15 protein-coding genes are annotated in these 18,005 nt (G+C 72.0%); 5 read left to right on the forward strand and 10 right to left on the reverse strand.

What is annotated here, in order from left to right:
- The first annotated feature begins 115 nt into the window (after positions 1-115).
- From MW290_RS11595 to MW290_RS11605, 3 genes are all read left to right on the forward strand, one after another.
- Positions 116-2,281 (forward strand): putative bifunctional diguanylate cyclase/phosphodiesterase, encoded by a 2,166-nt coding sequence (locus MW290_RS11595; RefSeq protein WP_250194807.1) that lies wholly within the window; start codon positions 116-118, stop codon positions 2,279-2,281.
- Between the two features lie 71 nt (positions 2,282-2,352).
- Positions 2,353-3,021, forward strand: coding sequence for a response regulator (locus tag MW290_RS11600; RefSeq protein ID WP_250194808.1), 669 nt, complete (start codon positions 2,353-2,355; stop codon positions 3,019-3,021).
- Between the two features lie 8 nt (positions 3,022-3,029).
- On the forward strand, positions 3,030-4,424 hold the full coding sequence (locus MW290_RS11605; protein WP_250194809.1) for an ATP-binding protein: 1,395 nt from the start codon (positions 3,030-3,032) through the stop codon (positions 4,422-4,424).
- 21 nt (positions 4,425-4,445) lie between these two features.
- On the opposite strand, the gene MW290_RS11610 is transcribed toward MW290_RS11605, so the two are convergent.
- From MW290_RS11610 to MW290_RS11630, 5 genes are read right to left on the reverse strand one after another with little or no spacing between them, the layout of a single operon-like run.
- Positions 4,446-5,123, reverse strand: coding sequence for a tetratricopeptide repeat protein (locus MW290_RS11610; protein WP_250194810.1), 678 nt, complete (start codon positions 5,121-5,123; stop codon positions 4,446-4,448).
- 8 nt (positions 5,124-5,131) lie between these two features.
- Positions 5,132-5,941 carry an SDR family oxidoreductase gene (locus MW290_RS11615; RefSeq protein WP_250194811.1) on the reverse strand — a complete coding sequence of 270 codons (810 nt, stop codon included), beginning with the start codon at positions 5,939-5,941 and terminating at the stop codon, positions 5,132-5,134.
- Entirely contained in the window at positions 5,938-6,612 is a 675-nt protein-coding gene (locus tag MW290_RS11620; RefSeq protein WP_250194812.1) for an iron-containing redox enzyme family protein, read from the reverse strand. Before MW290_RS11620 ends, MW290_RS11615 begins: the two co-directional genes overlap by 4 nt.
- 20 nt (positions 6,613-6,632) lie before the next feature.
- Positions 6,633-8,066: an AMP-binding protein gene (locus MW290_RS11625; RefSeq protein ID WP_250194813.1), complete on the reverse strand. Its 1,434-nt coding sequence runs from the start codon at positions 8,064-8,066 to the stop codon at positions 6,633-6,635.
- Positions 8,063-8,659 carry a thermostable hemolysin gene (locus tag MW290_RS11630; RefSeq protein WP_250194814.1) on the reverse strand — a complete coding sequence of 199 codons (597 nt, stop codon included), beginning with the start codon at positions 8,657-8,659 and terminating at the stop codon, positions 8,063-8,065. The genes MW290_RS11625 and MW290_RS11630 overlap by 4 nt, the downstream gene beginning before the upstream one ends.
- 238 nt (positions 8,660-8,897) lie before the next feature.
- On the opposite strand from MW290_RS11630, the gene MW290_RS11635 reads away from it, so the two are divergent.
- Together MW290_RS11635 and MW290_RS11640 are read left to right on the forward strand one after the other, a co-directional pair.
- The gene (locus MW290_RS11635; RefSeq protein ID WP_250194815.1) at positions 8,898-9,101 is read left to right on the forward strand and encodes a hypothetical protein; all 204 of its coding nucleotides are present in this window, start codon (positions 8,898-8,900) and stop codon (positions 9,099-9,101) included.
- Between the two features lie 73 nt (positions 9,102-9,174).
- The gene (locus MW290_RS11640) at positions 9,175-10,146 is read left to right on the forward strand and encodes a helix-turn-helix domain-containing protein (protein ID WP_250194816.1); all 972 of its coding nucleotides are present in this window, start codon (positions 9,175-9,177) and stop codon (positions 10,144-10,146) included.
- Positions 10,147-10,149: 3 nt separating this feature from the next.
- On the opposite strand, the gene tynA is transcribed toward MW290_RS11640, so the two are convergent.
- The 5 genes from tynA to MW290_RS11665 form a co-directional block, all read right to left on the reverse strand.
- Entirely contained in the window at positions 10,150-12,444 is a 2,295-nt protein-coding gene (gene tynA, locus MW290_RS11645; RefSeq protein ID WP_250194817.1) for a primary-amine oxidase, read from the reverse strand.
- Between the two features lie 88 nt (positions 12,445-12,532).
- Complete coding sequence (locus MW290_RS11650) at positions 12,533-13,177, reverse strand: response regulator (RefSeq protein WP_250194818.1); 645 nt, start codon at positions 13,175-13,177, stop codon at positions 12,533-12,535.
- The gene (locus MW290_RS11655; RefSeq protein ID WP_250194819.1) at positions 13,174-14,553 is read right to left on the reverse strand and encodes an ATP-binding protein; all 1,380 of its coding nucleotides are present in this window, start codon (positions 14,551-14,553) and stop codon (positions 13,174-13,176) included. The genes MW290_RS11650 and MW290_RS11655 overlap by 4 nt, the downstream gene beginning before the upstream one ends.
- A gap of 356 nt (positions 14,554-14,909) precedes the next feature.
- Positions 14,910-16,943 carry a hypothetical protein gene (locus MW290_RS11660; protein ID WP_250194820.1) on the reverse strand — a complete coding sequence of 678 codons (2,034 nt, stop codon included), beginning with the start codon at positions 16,941-16,943 and terminating at the stop codon, positions 14,910-14,912.
- Between the two features lie 46 nt (positions 16,944-16,989).
- A complete protein-coding gene (locus MW290_RS11665; RefSeq protein ID WP_250194821.1) occupies positions 16,990-17,994 on the reverse strand; it encodes a hypothetical protein in 1,005 nt (334 codons plus the stop codon).
- Between the last annotated feature and the right edge of the window lie 11 nt (positions 17,995-18,005).

The following is an 18,005-nucleotide window of genomic DNA, read 5'->3' on the forward strand; positions in this document are numbered from 1 at the left end:
GCGCGCCGCCCCGCCTGGCCGCCTCTGGCCGTCCGCATCAAAAGATGCGACGGTCGCCGTGTCATGCACGGATACTCGGCGCTGGCTTCACCCAGCAGTTCTGAGCCTCGCTTCCGTGCAAACCGCCGCCTTCGTCAGTACCTCCCACGACCCCCTGCTCGTCGCGGCCTCCCTGGTGGTGGCCGTTTTCGCCTCCTACGTCGCGCTGGATCTCACGCGGCGCGTGCAGGCCGCCACCGGCTCGCTGCGGCTGGCCTGGTGGGCGGGCGGCTCGCTGGTGCTGGGCACCGGCATCTGGTCGATGCACTTCGTGGGCATGCTGGGCTTCGAGGCCGGCATGCCGCTGGGCTACCGCTGGTGGCCCACCGCGGCCAGCTGGCTGGCCGCCGTCTCGGCCGCCAGCGTGGCCCTGGCCGCCGCCACCCGTGATGGGTTGACGACACCGGTGCTGGCAGGCGGCAGCGTGACCATGGCCATCGCGGTGTGCGCGATGCACTACCTCGGCATGGGTGCGCTGGACATGGCTCCGGGCCTGCAGTGGCACTGGCCGCTGGTGCTGCTCTCGGGCGCCGTCGCCTTGGGCGCTTCGGCGGTGGCGCTGTTCATCTTCTTCGCGCTGCGCCAGCGCCATGGGCTGCAGCGGGTGGGCCTGCAGATGCTGGCCGCGGTGGTGATGGGCCTGGCCATCGGCGGCATGCACTACACCGGCATGGCGGCGGTCAAGCTGCCGGTGGGCGCGCTGTGCCTCAGTGCCGGCGAGCTGGGTGGCCAGTCGCTGGCAGTGCTGGTGACGCTGACCACGCTGCTGGTGCTGGGCGGCGCGCTGCTGCTGTCGATCAACGATGCGCTGGCCCATGCCCGCGAGCTGGCGCTCAGCGATTCGCTGCAGCAGGCCAACCTGAGCCTGCGCGAAGCCAACGAACAGCTGCAGCGCCGCGCCTTCGAAGACCCGCTGAGCGGCCTGCCCAACCGCGCGCTCTTCCACGACCGTCTGCAGCATGCCATCCACCGGCTCGGCCGGCGCGACCGCCTGGCCGGCCTGCCCGAGGACCGGCTGGCGGTGCTGTTTCTCGACATCGACGGCTTCAAGCCGATCAACGACACGCTGGGCCACCACGCCGGCGACGAGGTGCTGCGCGAAGTGGGCCGGCGGCTGCATTCGGCTGCCCGCAGCAGCGACACCCTGGCCCGGCTGGGCGGTGATGAGTTCGCGGTGCTCATCGAATCGCGCGATGCGGCCAACGAGGCCATGCCGCTGGCCCGCCGTATGATCGAGGTGCTGCACCGGCCCTTCACGGTGGCGGCGCAGCGGGTGTCGCTTTCCTGCTCGGTGGGTGTGGCGCTGTACCCGGACCATGACGATTCGGGCCATCGCCTGATCGCCTGCGCCGACGCGGCGATGTATGCCGCCAAGCGCGCCGGCGGCAGCACCTGCGTGGTCTACCACCCCAGCATGGAGGGTGATGCCGGCGAGCAGCTCGCCCTGCAGCAGGAGCTGCGCGATGCCATCGACCATGGCGAGCTGCGGCTTTACTACCAGCCCAAGGTGTGCAGCCGCAATGGCCGCGTGCACGGCTGGGAGGCGCTGGTCCGCTGGCAGCATCCACGGCGCGGGCTGCTGGGCCCGGCGGTGTTCATCCCGCTGGCCGAGCGCTTCGGCTTCATCGGCAGCCTGGGCCAGTGGGTGGTGGACGAGGCCTGCGCGCAGCTCGCTCGCTGGCGCGAGGCCGGGCTCGACTGCCGCATTGCGGTCAACGTGTCGCCGCAGCAGCTGCGCCAGGCCGACCTGGCTCTGCGCATCGAGGCGGCCCTGCAGCGGCATGCGTTGGCGCCGGCGAATCTGGTGTGCGAGATCACTGAAAGCGCGGTGATGGAGAACACCGAGCAGGAGCGCGGCATGCTGGACCGGATCGCTGCGCTGGGCGTGCGGCTGTCCATCGACGATTTCGGCACCGGTTATTCGTCACTCGCCCACCTGCGCAAGATCCCGGCGCGCCAGCTCAAGATCGACCGCAGCTTCGTCACCGACCTCGCCACCAGCACCGAGGCCCATGCGGTGCTGGACGCCATCGTGCGCCTGGCCCATGCGCTGAAGATGGAGGTGGTGGCCGAAGGCGTGGAAACCCAGGCGCAGCTGGACGCCCTGACGCGGCTGGACTGCGACATCCTGCAGGGCTACTTCATCGCACGGCCGATGCCGGCCGAGCAGGTGCCCGCCTGGGTGGCCGGCCGCGGCCCGCGCCTGCCCGGCGCCGAGCCTGCGTTTACGATGGCGCGATGAAGTCACCGCACCTTCACCCCCACGCCGCCCTGCCCACTGCCGACAGCCGCCGCCCCCGGGCCTGAGCCGCCGTGCGCATCCTCATCGTCGAAGACGACTTCCTGCTGGGTGAAGCCCAGTCCACCGGGCTGCGCCAGGCCGGCCATGCGGTGGACTGGTTCCAGTCGGGGGCGCAGGCCGATGGCGCCATGGCCGGTGCCGACTACGACGTGGTGCTGCTGGACCTGGGGCTGCCGGGCAACGACGGCATGCACTGGCTGTCGCAGTGGCGCGCGCGTGGCATCCAGGTGCCCATCATGATCCTGACCGCTCGCGACGCGGTGGAGCAGCGCATCGCCGGGCTGGACGCGGGCGCCGACGACTACCTGGTCAAGCCGGTGGGCGTGGACGAGCTGGCCGCGCGGCTGCGGGCGCTGCTGCGCCGTACGGCCGGGCGCGCCCAGCCGGTGTGGCAGCACGGCGCGCTGGCCTACGATCCGTCGTCCAAGCGGGTGCAGTGGCAGGGCCGGCCGGTGGAACTCACGGCGCGTGAGCTGGCGCTGCTGGAGGCCTTGATGACCGACCCCGACCGCATCCTGTCCAAGGCGGTGCTGCTGGAAAAGCTCTACGACTGGAACGGCAACGAACCCGAGAGCAACGCGCTGGAAGTGCACGTGTACCACCTGCGCCGCAAGATCCACGCGGGCGTGGTGCGCACCGTGCGCGGCGTGGGCTATTCGCTGGGGCCGGCGCAGTCATGAGCACACCCATGCCCGCTGCCCCCCGCCGCAGCATCAGCCTGCAGCGGCGGCTGCTGCTGTCGGTGCTGGTGTGTGCGCCCCTGGTGTGGGCGGTGGCGGTGGTGGCTTCGGTGAACCACGCGCGGCACGAGGTCAACGAGCTCTACGACTCCGAGCTGATCCGCCTGGCGCGCGAGGTGCAGTCCACGCTGGTGATGGCCGGCGACACCGAGGCCGAGCTGCCCGCCGGCCACGGCCAGAGCAGCGGCCGCGACGGTGTGGCCGACCTGGCCGACCTGGCCATCGCGGTGTGGGACCGCCAGGGCCACCGGCTGCTGAACGACCGCGAAGGCGCGATGCTGGAGTACCGGCCCGATGCGGTGGGCTTCGTCGACCAGACCATCGACGGCCGCGAGTGGCGCGTGTACTACCTGCAGTCGGGCAACGGCAACCGGCTGGTGGCCGCCGGCCAGCGCGAACATGAGCGCGACGAGGTGGTGTGGGGCCTGACGCTGAGCCAGCTGGTGCCCTGGCTGCTGACGCTGCCGGTGCTGCTGCTGGTGCTGGCCTGGGCGGTGCGCCGCGCGCTGGCCCCGGCCCATGCGCTGGCCGACCAGCTGAAGAACCGCGCCGCCGACGACCTGGCTCCTTTGGCCGAGCCGCAGGCCGTGCCGGTGGAGCTCGCTCCACTGGTGATGGCGATCAACGGTTCCTTCTCGCGCACCGCCGAACTGCTGCTGCGCGAGCGGCGCTTCGTGGCCGACGCCGCGCATGAGCTGCGCACGCCGCTGGCCACGCTGCGTGCGCAATGGGAGGTGGTGCGCCGCTCGCGCGACGAGGCCGAGCGCGACCACGCCCAGCGCCGGCTGGACGCCGGTCTGGACCGCATGGACCGGCTGGTGACGCAGCTGCTGGCGCTGTCACGCGCCGACAGTGCCGATGCTTCGCTGTTGACCACGCCGATCGATTGGGCCGAGGTGGTGGAACGGGCGATGAACGACTGCCTGGCGCTGGCGGGGCGGCGGCAGATCGAGCTGGGCTGCGACTGGCCCGAGGATGGCCGGCCGCCGCTGCCGCTGCGCGGTGACCCGCAGCTGATGACGGTGGTGCTGCGCAACCTGCTGGACAACGCGGTGCGTTATGCGCCCGAGGGCACGGCGGTGACGCTGAGCCTGCTGCCGACGCACCTGCAACTGGACAACGCCGGCCCGCCGCTGACCGACGAGCAGATGCGCACGCTGGGCCAGCGCTTCCACCGCGCCGATGGGCAGCGCGAGACGGGCAGCGGCCTGGGCATCTCCATCGTGCAGCGCATCGCGCAGCTGCACGGCCTGGTGCTGCAGGTGGGCGCCGGTGAAGGCGGCCAGGGTGTGCGGGTGGTGCTGCGGCCGGCTCCGGGCTGGGCCGCCGGCAGCGGCCGTTGAAGCTGCGGCCCGCTCAGCGGCTCAGCGCGGCTTGACCTTGGCCAGCAGCTGCCGCACCTCTTCGCGGCGGCCGCTGTCGGCGATCTGGCGGCCCGGCCGCGGCGGTGCCTGCAGCGCCTTCTCCAGGTAGGGCACGGCCTTGTCGGGCTGCTGCGTTTCCACCAGGTAGTCGGCGTAGAAGTAGTTGGGGTCGATGCCGTTGGGGTTGATGGCCAGCGCCTTCTGCAGCAGCTCGCCGGCCTTGGCCTTGTCGCCGAAGCCCAGCGGCCAGCCCGGCACCTTGTAGTACAGCACCCCCAGGCTGTTGTAGGCCGAGCCGTCCAGCGCATTGCCGTCGATCTGGATGGCCTTCTCGTACAAGGCCTTGGCCTGCTTGGCCAGGTTCAGCGCGCCCAGGCCGCCCTTGGCGCCCGCCCAGGAGCTGACGATGATGCCTTCCCACACCAGGGGCTCGCTGGCGTTGGGGTGGCTTTCGCTGAACTGATGGGCCTTGGCGGCCAGCGACTCGAACTGCTTTTCGCGGGCCGGCGGCGGCGATTGGTACTGGATCACCTCCCATTCACGCTGCAGCTGCAACAGGCCGTCGTCCAGCGGCGCGGCACGGCTGGCCAGCGGCCAGGCAGCGGCCACGGTGGCGCACAGCAGCAGGCCGGCGAACTGGCGGCGAAGGGGAGAGGCGGGAAGGGCTTGGACGTTCATCGGCATGGTCAGGCTCGCGGGGCGTGTGCGGATAAGGAGGGCTGGGCGGACAGGTGCTTGCGGTGGCTGGCGAAGGCGCCGTCCAGCAACGTGGAGGCCAGGCCGTTGAGGCGCACGGCCACCTGCTCGGCGGTGCCCAGGAAGCGCTCGGCCGCTTCGCTGCGCAGCAGCTGCAGCAGCGCTTCGGCCACCACCTCGGGTGAATCGGTGGCGGTATGGGTGGCCTGCGCATGGGCCTGCGCGGCGGCCGAGTTGAAGCCGGTGCGGGTGCTGCGCGGGCCCAGGTACTGCACCTTCACCGGCCCGCCGGCCAGCTCGCGCCGCAGCGCCTGCGCAAAGCCGCGCAGGCCGGCCTTGCTGGCGCCGTACACGCTGTAGCCTGGCAGGCCCAGCGCGCCCAGCACCGAGCCCACGCAGATCACCTGCGCCTGCGGCTGGCTGCGCAGGTAGGCCAGCAGCGCCTGCGTCAGCACCATCGGGGCCAGCAGGTTCACTTGCAGAAGCCGCTGCATCTCGGCCGGGTCGATGCTTTCCAGCGGGCCGAAGGCCGGCAGGCCGGCGCCGTGCACCACCACGTTGCAGCCCCAGTCGGCCGCGGTGCGGGCCAGTGAAGCGATGTCGGTGGTGTCGGCCATGTCGGCCGCATGCCAGTGCACACGGTCGGGCGCCTGCAGCGCCTGGCATTGCGCGGCCAGTGCGGCCGGTGAGCGGCCGGCCAGCAGCACCGAGGCGCCGGCCTTCACCAGGGCGCGGGCCATGGCCTGGCCGATGCCGCCGGTGGCCCCGGTCAGCAGCACGCGGGCATGTTCGGGCCTCATGCCGCCACCCGTTCGGTCAGCGGCATCGGCAGGCTGCGGAACACGTCGCCATACAGCCGGTAGAACACCTGTGCCGCGTGCACGATGTCGGCCTGGTCGGCCGGATCGTCGATCGCGTCCATCAACTGCTGGAAGTGGGCCACGTGTTCCTGGTCCAGCGTGCCGTGCGAGCGCAGGTAGCTGAAGGCGCGGTCGGGCAGGGCCAGGTGGTCCTGGATCTGCTGCGCGGCCTGCAGCGCCAGGGCCACGCTGGTGCCTTCCAGCACATGCACCATGCCGAAGAAGCCCAGCGGGTTGCGCCGCATGATCTGGTCGTAGGCATAGGCCACCATCACCTCGGTGGCCACGCCGGGTCGGCCGTGGCGCACGGCTTGCGCATCGGCGCCGCAGGCCCGCAGGTCGTCCAGGATCCACTCGTCGTGGCCCTTTTCTTCCTCGATGTATTCGTCCAGCGCGCCGTCCAGCCACTCACGCCCGGCCGGGACGCGCGCACGGAAGGCCTGCAGCAGCGGCACGGTGTGGCGCACGTGGTGGTAGGCCTCGGTCAGGAAGGCCACATAGCTGGGCAGCGACACCTCGCCGCGCAGCAGGCAGCCCTGGATGATGGGCGCGCTGAGCATGCCGCCGCGGGCGGTCTGGGTGTCTCGCACAAGTCGTTGGTAGAAGCTCATGATGGGTCGGTCCGTGTGGGTCAGGGCGCCAGCGCCGCGCCTGCGGGCTGCAGGGCTTCGGCATGCGCCTGGTAGATGGCCGCGCGCTGCGGCCGGCCGTTGGCGGTGGCCAGGCCGCTGGCGGCGTTGAAGGGCGCCACGCCGCGCACCCAGCGGGCGACGCGGGCGTAGTCGGGCAGCGTGGCATTGGCGGTATCCACCGCCCGCTGCAACTGGGCGTCGCCGGCGCCCGGCATCGGCCACAGCACCGCGCTTAGCGCCGGCTGGCCGTCGCCGAACACGGCGGCGGCCAGCAGCGCGGGGTCGTTCAGCAGCGCCGTCTCCACCCACTCGGGCGAGACGTTGCGGCCGAAGGCGGTGATCAGCACGTTCTTGCGGCGGCCCTGCACATGCACGTAGCCGTCGTCGTCGATGCGGCCCAGGTCGCCGGTGGGCCACCAGTCGGCCGGGGGCGTGGCATCGCCCAGGTAACCCAGCATCAGGCTGCCGCCGATCTCGATCTCGCCGCTGGCCGAGACACGCAGCCGCGCATGCGGCAGCGCGCGGCCGGCGCTGTGCGGGCGGTCGGCGCCGGGCAGGTTGAGCGTCTGCACCGAGACGCCTTCCGACAGGCCATAGCCTTCATAGGCGGGGATGCCCAGCGCGCGGGCCGCAGCCAACAGCCGCTCGCCCACCGCCGCGCCGCCCACCGCCACCAGCCGCAGCGAGGCGGGCGCCCGCTGGCCGGTGTGGGCCAGGAAGGCCACCCAGGCCGTCAGCATCTGCGGCAGCAGGATCAGGCTGTGCGGCGCATGCTGCACCACCGCCTGGTGGAACTGCGCCGGATCGAAGCCCGACGAGCCGGCCAGGCCCACCTGCTGCAGTGGCAGCACCCGGCATTCGGCACCAGCGGCCAGCGGCGCCAGCAGGCCGGCGATGTTTTCCAGCAGCACCGCCAGCGGCAGCGCGCACAGGTGGCGCTCGATGTTCAACGGCGCCAGCGCCTGCACCAGCCCGTCCACCACCGACTGGATGGCCGCGCCACCCAGGCACACGCCCTTGGGCGTGCCGGTGGAACCGGAGGTGAAGGTGATCTTGGCGGTGCCGGCCGGCATCGCCACCGGCGGCAGGCCGGTGCGCACCAGGCTCAGCGGCTGGCCGGCCACGATGCAGGGCTGCTGCGGCGCGCCGACGAAGCGCTGGGCCGCGGCCTGCGGCGGCATCAGCAGCGCATCCACCCCGGCGGCCTGCAACGCATGGCCCACCTGCGCGGCGGTGAAGAAGAGGGGCAGCGGGATGTGCACCACGCCGGCCTGTGCGGCCGCCAGGTCGGCCACCACCCAGGCGGGCGAGTTGTCCATCAAGGTGGCCAGCACCCGCACGCGGGCAGCTTGCAGCTGCTGCGCCAGCGCCTGCACCTCGGCGTCCAGGGCCTCGCGGCTGAAGGCTTGCCGGCCGTCGCTCAGCGCCGTCATGCGGGCACCCCCGTGGCGGCGGAGTAGCGCGCGATGTGCCGCATCGCCCTGGGCAGGTGGCCGGCCAGCACCACCGGGGCATGGTCGTAGTAGCTGCCCCAGTCGGCGGCCGCCTCGCCCAGCAGGGCCGGATCGGCCGCGCCCAGCGTGAGCGGCGCGATGCCGATGCGCACGAACAGCTGCCGCAGCTCGGCGGTGAGCGTGCTCACCACCCATTCGCCACCGCGGGCCAGCAGGTGGTCGGCCAGCATCAGCACCAGGCGGCGGCCGTCGCCGGCACGGCCGGCGGCCAGGTGGCCGACTTCCACGATGCGGGCGCGTTCGGGCGGCGTGCCGCTGTGCGGGGCCAGCAGGTGCTCGGCCGGGGCCGGCAGGTAACGTTCCAGAAACAGCGGGCCGGCCTGGCCGAAACGGTAGCCGGCCGCGGCGGTGATCTGATCACCTTCCCACAGGGCCACCAGCGTGGGCGTGAAGTGGTGCACCCGGGCGCCGTAGCGCTGGTGGTAGACGGCCTGGATGAAGGCCTCCACCTGCGGGCGGCGGGTGTCGGATGTGTCATGCACGTGCAGTGCGGGTGGCAGCGCTTGCGGCATGGGCCGGGGTTCTGCCAGGGGCGTCGTGCTCGCCGTCGTCAATGCCATCTCCTGCACCCACGACCAAGGAGTGGGGCCGATGAATGCTGCGCCGCGGTGATGAAGGCAAGCTGAAGCCGCGCCGGCACCACGGCCGGGCGTGAAGCACTGCACGCCCGGTCGCTTCAGCCGGCGTTCATCTTGGGTGCGCAGCATCGGCGCCGGTCAGCCCATGGCTCATTCATCGAAGCAGGTCGCGATGACGCAACTCAGCTACTTCCTCGACGCGCCGGCGCAAGCCGCGCGCTCCCGCCCCGCAGAAGGCACCGGCCCGCTGCGGCGCATGGCCGCCACGGTCGGCACCTGGCTGCTGGCCATTGCCGCGATGGCGCTGGTGCTGTCGGCCGACTGGATGCTCTACACCGCTTTGGAGAGCAGCCTGCACCTGTGCTTTCCGCAATGACGCTGCGCGCGCTTACGCAGTAAGGTCGCCCCGGCACGCTTCTAGCTGAAGCTGCCGTGGGAGGACCTTGTCTGTGAACCAAGAAGGCGCAAGCACCGCCCTTGTGCGCCGTTGCCGCTCCGGCGACATCGAAGAGCACACCCGCCAGCTGCAGGACTGGCGACTGGAGTACGACCAGCTCGACCGTGGCCGCTTCGAAGGCGGCTTCGACGACATCCGGCTGCCGGGGCTGCAGCTGTTCCGCGAAAGCACCACCCGCGGCGTGCGCCAGCGCGGCGCGCTGATGTCCCGCAGCATCGGGCTGGCGATGCCGCTGGAAGGCGAGGGCGAGATGAGCTTCGCGGGCCTGCGGGTGCCGCACGGCGCCTTGATGGTGTGTGCGGGCGACAACATCGACCTGTTGACACCGCCGGGCTGCACGCTGGCCGGCGTGGTGGTCGACGTGGAGGCCCTTCACGCATGGCTGGCGCCCATGCCGGTGGACGCCGACCGCCTGCTGAGCACCGGGCTGAGGGTGAGCCCGCCTTCGGCCGCCGTGGCCCGGTGGCGCGACACGCTGTGTGCCACGCTGCAGGCCCTGGCCACGCAGCCCGCACGGCTGATGGACGACGCCGCAGCCCGCACCCGGCTGCAGGCCGACCTGATGGGCGCGGTGGTGGAAGTGCTCACCGCCACGCCGGCTGAAGAGGCGCCGTTGGGCGACGCGGCCCGCAAGCGCCTGGTCGACCGGGCCTGCGACATCCTGCTGGCCGAATCGGACGACCCACCGTCGCTGGCCCAGCTGTGCCAGCGGCTGGGCACCAGCCCACGCAAGCTCAGCTACTGCTTCCAGGAGCTGATCGGCATGAGCCCGGCGCGCTACATCAAGGCACTGCGGCTCAATGCGGTGCGGCGTGCGCTGTCACGCGCGCACGCAGGCACCGACAGCGTGTACGACCTGGCCACGCGCTGGGGCTTCTGGCACTTCGGCCACTTCTCCACCGACTACAAGCGGCAGTTCGCCGAACTGCCGTCCGAGACGCTGCGCCGCGCGCGGGCGCGCTGAGCCTCACTTCGCGGCCGGTCCCCGGCCCAGGGTCGGCGTTTCGTCGAAGAAGTTCCAGGGCTTGAGCAGCACATGCACCCACTCGGTGGGCATGATGGGCCACTCTTCGGCGCGGGCCACGTGGGTGGTGCCGGTGGTCAGCCACACCACGTTGTCGGTGTTCGCTATCGGCTCGTCGTCGGCGGTGAACTGGCCCAGCCCGGTGTCGGTCTTCGAGCGGTTGGGGTAGCGGCCTTCCGGAAAGCGCTCGTCCTCGCGGTAGCGGGTGACCCAGATCTGCTTGTCCATGAAGCTCAGCCGGTGGTAGATCCACTCGTCGGCCCCGAAGTTGGCGCCCTTGGCGATCGGGTGCGTGCCGCCGGCATACGGGATCAGCTGGTACGACACCGGGTTGCCCACCTTGTTGCTGCGCGAAGGGTTGCTCAGCAGCCGCACGGTGGAGGCATCGAACTTCTGCGCCGCCTGGCGTTCGGTCTTCACGTTGCGCTGCACCGTCTGCATGGTGCTGGTGCGCGGGCCGCCGCGGGTGTTGGGCGCCACCACCGGGTCGATCTCGGTCAGCGTGTTGCCTTCGCCGTCCACGTCCAGGTCGAGCCGGAAGTTGTAGATGTGCTGGTGCGTCGTGCCCACGATGTGGTGGTCCAGCAGCGTGCCGTAGCGGGTGTCCTCGGCGGCGGTGGCATCGGCCATGGTGCGGGTCTTGACGGCCTTGACCGCCTCGATGCCGGTGGCGCCGGCATTGATGCCGATGGTGCCGTTCTCGGCGAAGACCCAGTCGAACAGGTAGTCGTAGTTGCCCACGGTGCTGATCCAGCGCACCACCAGCTCGCGGCGTTCCACGCTCACGTTGGGCTTGCCCATCTCCTGGTGCTTGTACTCGGGGCCGGCATAACGCTCGAACACCGCGATGGCACGCGGCACCTGCACCGGCGCGCCGTTGAAGTCGGCCAGCGTGGCGTCCAGCAGCGCGGCATTGGCCGGTGCGTCGCGGCCCGGCTCGATGGGCGAGGTGAGGGTGCCCATGCCGTACTCGCCCGAGTCGAGGTAGGCCTTGAAGTACCAGCCCACGTCGGGGTCGCCGTAGGGCACGATCATGCCGCCCAGCGAGCCTTCGTACATCACCTTGCGTTTGGTGCCGCGGTCGTCGTAGGTGACGGTGGACAGCACCAGGCCCACGCGTGAATCCAGCCGCAGGTGGAACTGCCAGTTCTGCCAGCGCAGGGTGTTGCCGCTGATGGTGAAGTTCTTGCCATCGGGCTCCACGATGTCCAGCGGCTTGGGCGGCGGGCTGGCCATGCGGTCGCGGCCGTCGTAGGGGCGCGGCGTCATCGGCACCGGCACCAGGCCGCCGTCCTCGATGTTGACCACCTGCTTCTTCACCAGGTCCACCACGGCCACCAGGTTCTCGATCGGGTGCGCCCAGTAGTTGCCGTCGCCCACGTCCAGGTAGCTCACCACCTTCAGCAGCCGGTCTTCCTGGCGCAGCGAATCCTTGCCGTCGAAGTAGCCCACCGTCAGCGGCGTGGTCACCACCTTCTTCACGTCGGAGATGCCGCGCTTGGCCAGCGCGGCGGCATAGTCGGCACTGCCTTCGATGGCGGCCTGCACGGCGGCGAAGTCGTCCACCAGCACCATGCCGTGGGCACCGGGCACCGGCTGCCACTGCGTCACCGCCTTGGCGCCCAGGTCCACCGTGCCTTCGATCACCTGCTTGCCGTCCAGGATCACGAAGCCGGCGCTGCGCGGCGCCGTCACCGGTTGGCCCTGCAGCGCGAAGGCCCACACCTGCTCCTTGGGCGGCGCCTTGAGGCTGATCTCGGCAAAGCGCAGGCCGTCGCGCCAGCGGCCGGCCGACTTCAGCGCGGCCACGGTGGCCTCGATCTCGACGGCGGTGAGCGGGTTCAGCGGGCTGGGCGTGCGCTCGACCACGAAGGTCTTGTCCAGGCCCGACTGGAACACCTCGTTGATGAAGTCGGTGCTGATGAAGGCGCCGCCCTTGCGCTGCACGATGGGCACGGCCAGTTTCAGCGGCTGTCCGTTGACCAGCACGGTGCGGGCCCCCGGCCTGGCGCGCACCACGGTGCTGCTGCGGGTGATGGTCCACACCTGGGCATAAGCGTCCCAGCGCACGCTGGCGCCGAAGTCTTCCAGCGTCTTCTTCAGCGGCACCATCGTGGCGGCGCTGCCGTGGGCCTGGGCGGGTGCCGACCAAGGGCCCAGCAGGGCCAGGCAGGCCGCGGCCACGGCGGCCGTGCGGGACAAGGACAAGGGCAGGCGGCGGAACAAGGGGGCAGACATGGGACCGAGGGCTCCTGGCTAGGCGAATTCGCGCAAAGCTTAGGAGCGCAGGTGCCAGGGGCGTTATCCGATTTCTGCACCCATGCGCTCAGCCGGTGACGACGCCATGCTGGATGGCCAGGCGCACCAGCTCGATGGGCGTGGTCACGCCCAGCTTCTGCTTGATCAGCGTCTGGTGGTTGGCCACGGTCTTGCTGCTCAGGTACAGGCGCGCGGCGATGGCGTCCAGCGCATGGCCTTCGGCCAGCAGGCGGAAGATCTCGAACTCGCGGCTGCTGAGCTGGGTGGCCGGGTCGGCGGCCGGCAGGCTGCGGCTGCTGGCCATGCGCTGGGCGATGGCCGCGCTGACGAACACCCGGCCCTGCGCCGCCTGCCGCACCGCCTCGATCAGCTCGTCGGCCACCGCCGATTTGGCCACGTAGCCCAGCGCCCCGGCCCGCAGCGCCTGCGTGGCGAAGGTGGCGCTTTCGTGCATCGAGAGGATGACCACCCGCGCGCCGGCCTCGCGCTGGCGCACGCGGCGCAGCGCCTCGATGCCGCCCATGCCCGGCATGGACAGGTCCATCACCAGCACCTGCGGTTGCAGCTCGGCATGCAGCCGGCAGGCTTGCTCGCCGGTCTCGGCCTCGCCCACCACCCGCGCGCCCGCCGATTCGAACAGTCGCCGCAGACCGGCGCGCAGGACCGCATGGTCGTCGGCCAGCAGGATGCGCAGGCCCCCCTCCAGCGTCATACCGGCACCTCGACCCGGCAAGGCAGGGCCACCCGCACCGTGGTGCCGGCGCCGGGGGCGCTGTCCACCCGCACCTGGCCGCCCAGGCCGTGCACCCGCTCGCGCATGCCGGCCAGGCCGTAGCCGCTGCCGGCGGCGGGCAGGTCGAAGCCCTGGCCGTCGTCGCGCACCACCAGTTCCACCTGCTCGGCGTCCGGGCCCAGCCGCCCCAGCCTCATCACCACGAAGCCGGGCCTGGCATGGCGCAGCGCATTGGTCAGGCACTCCTGCGCCGCGCGGTACAGCGTCATCGCCACCTCCTCGTCCAGCTCGCCGAGTTCGTCGTCCTCGATGGCGGTGGCAAACACGATGTGCGGATTGCGGCTGCGCCACTGCTCGGCCAAGTCGCGCAGCGCGGCGGGCAGGCCCAGCTGGTCCAGCGCATCGGGCCGCAGCCGGTGCAGCATGTCGCGCACCAGCGCCATGGTCTGGCGGCACACCGCCGCGATGGCGCTGCCGCCGTGGCGCGCGCTGGCCAGGTCGCCAGCGCGTTCGATGGCGGCGGCCTCCACGCTCATCGCGGTGAGCGACTGGCCGATCTCGTCGTGCAGGTCGCGCGCCAGCGCCTTGCGCTCGTCCTCCTGCAGCCGCACGATGCGCTGCGTGAGGCGGCGGTTGTCGGTGATGGTCTGCTGCAGCTGGTCGGCCATGGTGTTGAAGTGATGGCCGATGCGGGCCAGCTCCGGCAGGTCGAAGGCCGGCAGCCGGGTGGCCAGGCTGCCTTGTTCCAGCCGCACCAGCGCCTGCAGGATCTGCCGCACCGGCGCCAGCGCGCGGCCCACGGCCCAGTACACCGCGCCGTTGATCAGCACGAACAGCCCGGCGATCAGCGCCAGCTGGCCGGCGGCATCGGACCAGATCTCGGCAATCTCGGCCGTGGGGTCGGGCGTGATGCGCAGCCAGCCCACCGCCTGCCCGCTGAAGAACACCGGCCGCGACACCTGCGCCGCCGCCTCGTTGGCGCCCAGCAAGCGCTCGAACCAGGCCGGTGCCCGCTCGGGTGGTGCCTCGTCGGCGCGGCGGTTGCTGTCGATCAGCCGGCCCTGCGGATCGACGAACTCGATGCGCAGGTGCCGCAGGTTGCCCAGGTTGTGCAGGTTGAAGACCGAGCGGCGTGCATGCCGCTCCACCCGCAGCGGGGCGTAGTGGTCGCGGTAGTAGGCCAGCTCGGCATCGATCATGTGCAGGGCCAGGCTGGCGGCCGAGGCCACCTCGGCCTGCACGTCACTGCGGGCGTTGTGCACCGTGATCAGCGCACTGGTGCCCAGCACGCCGGTCAGCAGGGCCGAGATCAGCAGGCTGAGCCGCAGTTGCAGGCTCAGGCGCGACAGCCACACCGCCGCACCTGGCAGGAAGAAAAGTCACGGTGGCCGCATGGGCGGCGGCCACCGTGGAAAGTGTCAGTGCAGCCATGGCGCACAGACATCGATGAACCGGAAGGCACCTGGGGTGCGCTGCGATGGGGGATCGCCATGGCCCATGCTGGCAGGTTGGGCGGCACTTGCACACGGAATATTTCCCGGCGTGAAAGTGATCCGCCCACCCCCGGCCTGCCGGCCGCCTCGCACGGGCAGCCGCGGCAGCGGACTGCCGCAGCTGGGGCAGTGGTCGACCAATGAACTGACGACCTGGGTGCAGTGATGGCAACGGCGCAGTCCCATGACAGCTCTCCTGACGGGGTTTGTTCATGCTCTCAGGGGCCGAACGGCGCGATGAAGCCGCCGGCCAGGCCCACGGTGCGGTCCGCCGGCAGGCCGGCGGTGCCCTGTTCGCGCAGCGTGGTGGCGCTGAACTGCACCGTGCGTTCACCATTGGCATCGGGCATGCCCACCGTGATGCCGCTGCAGGCGCTGCCGCTGCAGGCGTAGCGCGGGCCGTTGAAGGCATCGAAAAAGGCATAGGCCACCGTGCCACCGGGCGTCAGCGCCACCACCACGCTGTTGCCGCTGGCGAACGAGCCGGCGCCATCGCTCAGCAGGCCGGCGGCGCTGAACACCAGGTTGCCGTCGGCATCCAGCGAAGTGGAGCGCAGCTGGAAGCCCTGCGCATCGTCAGGGTCGCACACCGTCACCGGCGTGGCCGATTCGCTGGTGGTGGCCGTGGTCACCGGGGCGCCGGCGGCACAGGCCACCGGCAGCAGCGGCAGCGCCGAAGGGTCGCTGACGTGGTAGCCGGTGAAGCTGCCATCCACGGTGATGGACGCGGTGGTCGACAGGCTGCCGTCGGCCAGCACCGCCGGCAGCACCGCCCGCTCCAGGCGGATGGGCCGCAGCACCACCGGCACGCCCAGGCTGGTGTCGGTGGTGGCCGGGCCCACGGTGATGCGGCTGCAGCCGCCGTCACGGCATTGGTAGCGGGCCACCGGCAGGCCGGTGTCCGGGTCGGTGGTGTAGACCAGCGCGCGCAGCACCGTGTCGCCCTGCAGCACCAGCTCAATCGAGGGACCGCCCGCGCCGTCGCTGAAGGTATAGGTGCGCCGGGTGCTGCCGCTGGCCTGGCTGAAGCCCGAGGCGCCAAGGCCGAACTCGTCGGGCGAGGTGCACCAGCCGGCCGCGGTGAGCGCGGCTTCGTCGATCAGGTAGAAGCGGTTGGTGGTGCAGGCCAGCGCCGGCAGCTCGATGCCGGGGATGGCGGTGCGCAGGCTGCCGCTGAGCGTGAGCGTGCCGCTGCCGGCGCTGAGCACGGTGCCGGCCAGGCCGATGTCCTGCGTTCGGTCGCCGGCCGGCGTGCCCACGGTGACGCCGTTGCACGCGCTGCCGCTGCAACGGGCCACGCTGCCTTCGGCCGTGGCCAGCTGCAGGTCCACCACCACGGCGCCGCGCAGCCGCAGCGTCAGTACGTCGCCATGGCGGTTGGTGAAGCCCAGTGCCCGCACGCCGGCATCGTCGGCATCGGCCGCGTTCACCTTGGTGAGCGGGCAGAACTCGTCTTCCACGCTGCCGCTGCGCACCAGCACACGCTCGCCGCGGCAGCGCGCGGCCTCCTGCGCCAGCGCGCTGACGACCGCCGCCACGCTGCCCTGCGTGCCGATGCGGGCCACCAGGGCCTGCAGCGTATCGAACATCGGATCGCCCGCCGTGCGGTTGAAGGGCGTGGTGATGAAGTCGCCCAGCGTGGCCGGCAGCTCGAAGCCGTATTCGCGCTGCAGCCATCGCCGCACCCGCTGCTGGGCGGTGGCCACGCTGGCCGCATCGGCCGCCTCGAAGCCGCCGCGGCTGCCCAGCGCCGCGAAATAGGGCTGCGGCTCGGTGGCCAGCAGCTGCGCCACCACCAGCGTGGTGAGCGGCGTGAGGTTGGCGGTGCCCGCGGCCAGGGCCACCGAGTACAGGCCGCCCGGCTCGGAAGAGGCCGCGCTGTCGCTCAGCAGGTAAGGGCCGCTGAGCTGGTCCAGGCTGGCCAGGTAGTCGCTGCCATCCACCGGGGCCAGCCGGCCTTCGGCAGTGCGCGCGGTGCCCACCCGGCCCTTGACCGTGATCTGCAGGCTGCCCACCGCGGTGGGCGTGGCGCCGTTGCTCACCCGGCCCTGCAGGCTGGGCAATGCCGCCGCGGGCGGGGGCGCCTCGGCATCGCCTTCACTGCCACCGCCGCAGGCCTGCAGCCCGGCCAGCAGCAGTGCGCAGGCGCCGGCGGCCAGCCGGTGTCGCCAGAGGCGCTGGGGCCGTGCGGGGGCTCGTGGCGCGGTGGGTGGCACGGTGGTGCAGGGTTCGACAGGGCGGGCAGGGGTCATGGCGCGGTGGGTCCAGGTCTGTTCGGAAGGGGCTGCACGGCGGGCCTCACTGCGCCGGCATGTGCAGGCTGCCGTCCAGCACCAGCGTGGCCTGGCCGTCGGCGCCGGCCAGCACGGTGCGGCCGAAGAAGAAGCTGCGTTCGGCCAGCGGGTCGGGCGTCGTGTCGGGGCTGCTGGTGCTCGTGGGGGTGCTGACGGAGACGCCGCTGCAGGCGCTGCCGCGGCAGGCGGCGCCGGGCCACTCCACCGCCACCACGCGCTGCGCGGTGTCCACGCTCACGCGCAGCGTGCGGCCTTCGTGGTCGTGGAAGCGGTAGTGCCAGGTGCCGTCGTCGGCGATTTCCACGCCCGCGCCGCCCTGGCCGCAGAAGCGGCGCTGCGTGCCGTCGGCACTGCCGAGGGTGAGCGCCGGGCCGCTGCAGCCCAGGCCGGGCAGCTGGTCGTCGGCCGGCAGCCGCAGCTGCCCGTGCAGCAGCACCGGGCCGCCGGGGCCGGCCAGCCGCAGGCCTTGCAGCTCCAGCGTGCCGGCACCACCGGTGGGCCGGCTGCGCAACTGCACCTGCCCGCCGCAATCGTCGGCCTGGCAGCCCAGCTGGCGGCCGTCGCGCGCTTGCAGCAGCACCTGGTGCAGCGCACGCTCCACCGTGTCCACCCGCAGCTGCCAGCCCTGGCTGTCACCGGCGCGCACCAGGTAGCTGCGCACGCTGCCGTTCTGCTGCACGGCGGTGGCGTCCATGCACACGGTGCGCGGCGCAGCGCCGGGCTCGGTGATGCGCAGCGACTGCAGCGGGCAGGCTGCCGCTGCGGCCAGCTGCGTGGGCGCCGGCATGGCAGGGTTCACCGGCTGCGGCAGCGCCGGTGTGGCAGGCGCTGCGGCAGGTGGCCGGGGCGGTGCCACCATGGGCGGGCTGGCCGGCGGCGCCGCACCGGTGACCGGCGGCGCCGGCCACGCCCACCAGCCCAGTGCGGCGGCCAACGCCAGCGCGCCGGCCACGGCCCAGGCCCACCGGCCCGGGCGGGCCGGCTGCATGCGCACGATGCGGGCCTGCATCCGCCGCTCCG

This window comes from Aquincola tertiaricarbonis (genome assembly GCF_023573145.1).
In the GTDB taxonomy this organism is placed as follows: Bacteria; Pseudomonadota; Gammaproteobacteria; order Burkholderiales; family Burkholderiaceae_C; genus Aquincola; species Aquincola tertiaricarbonis_B.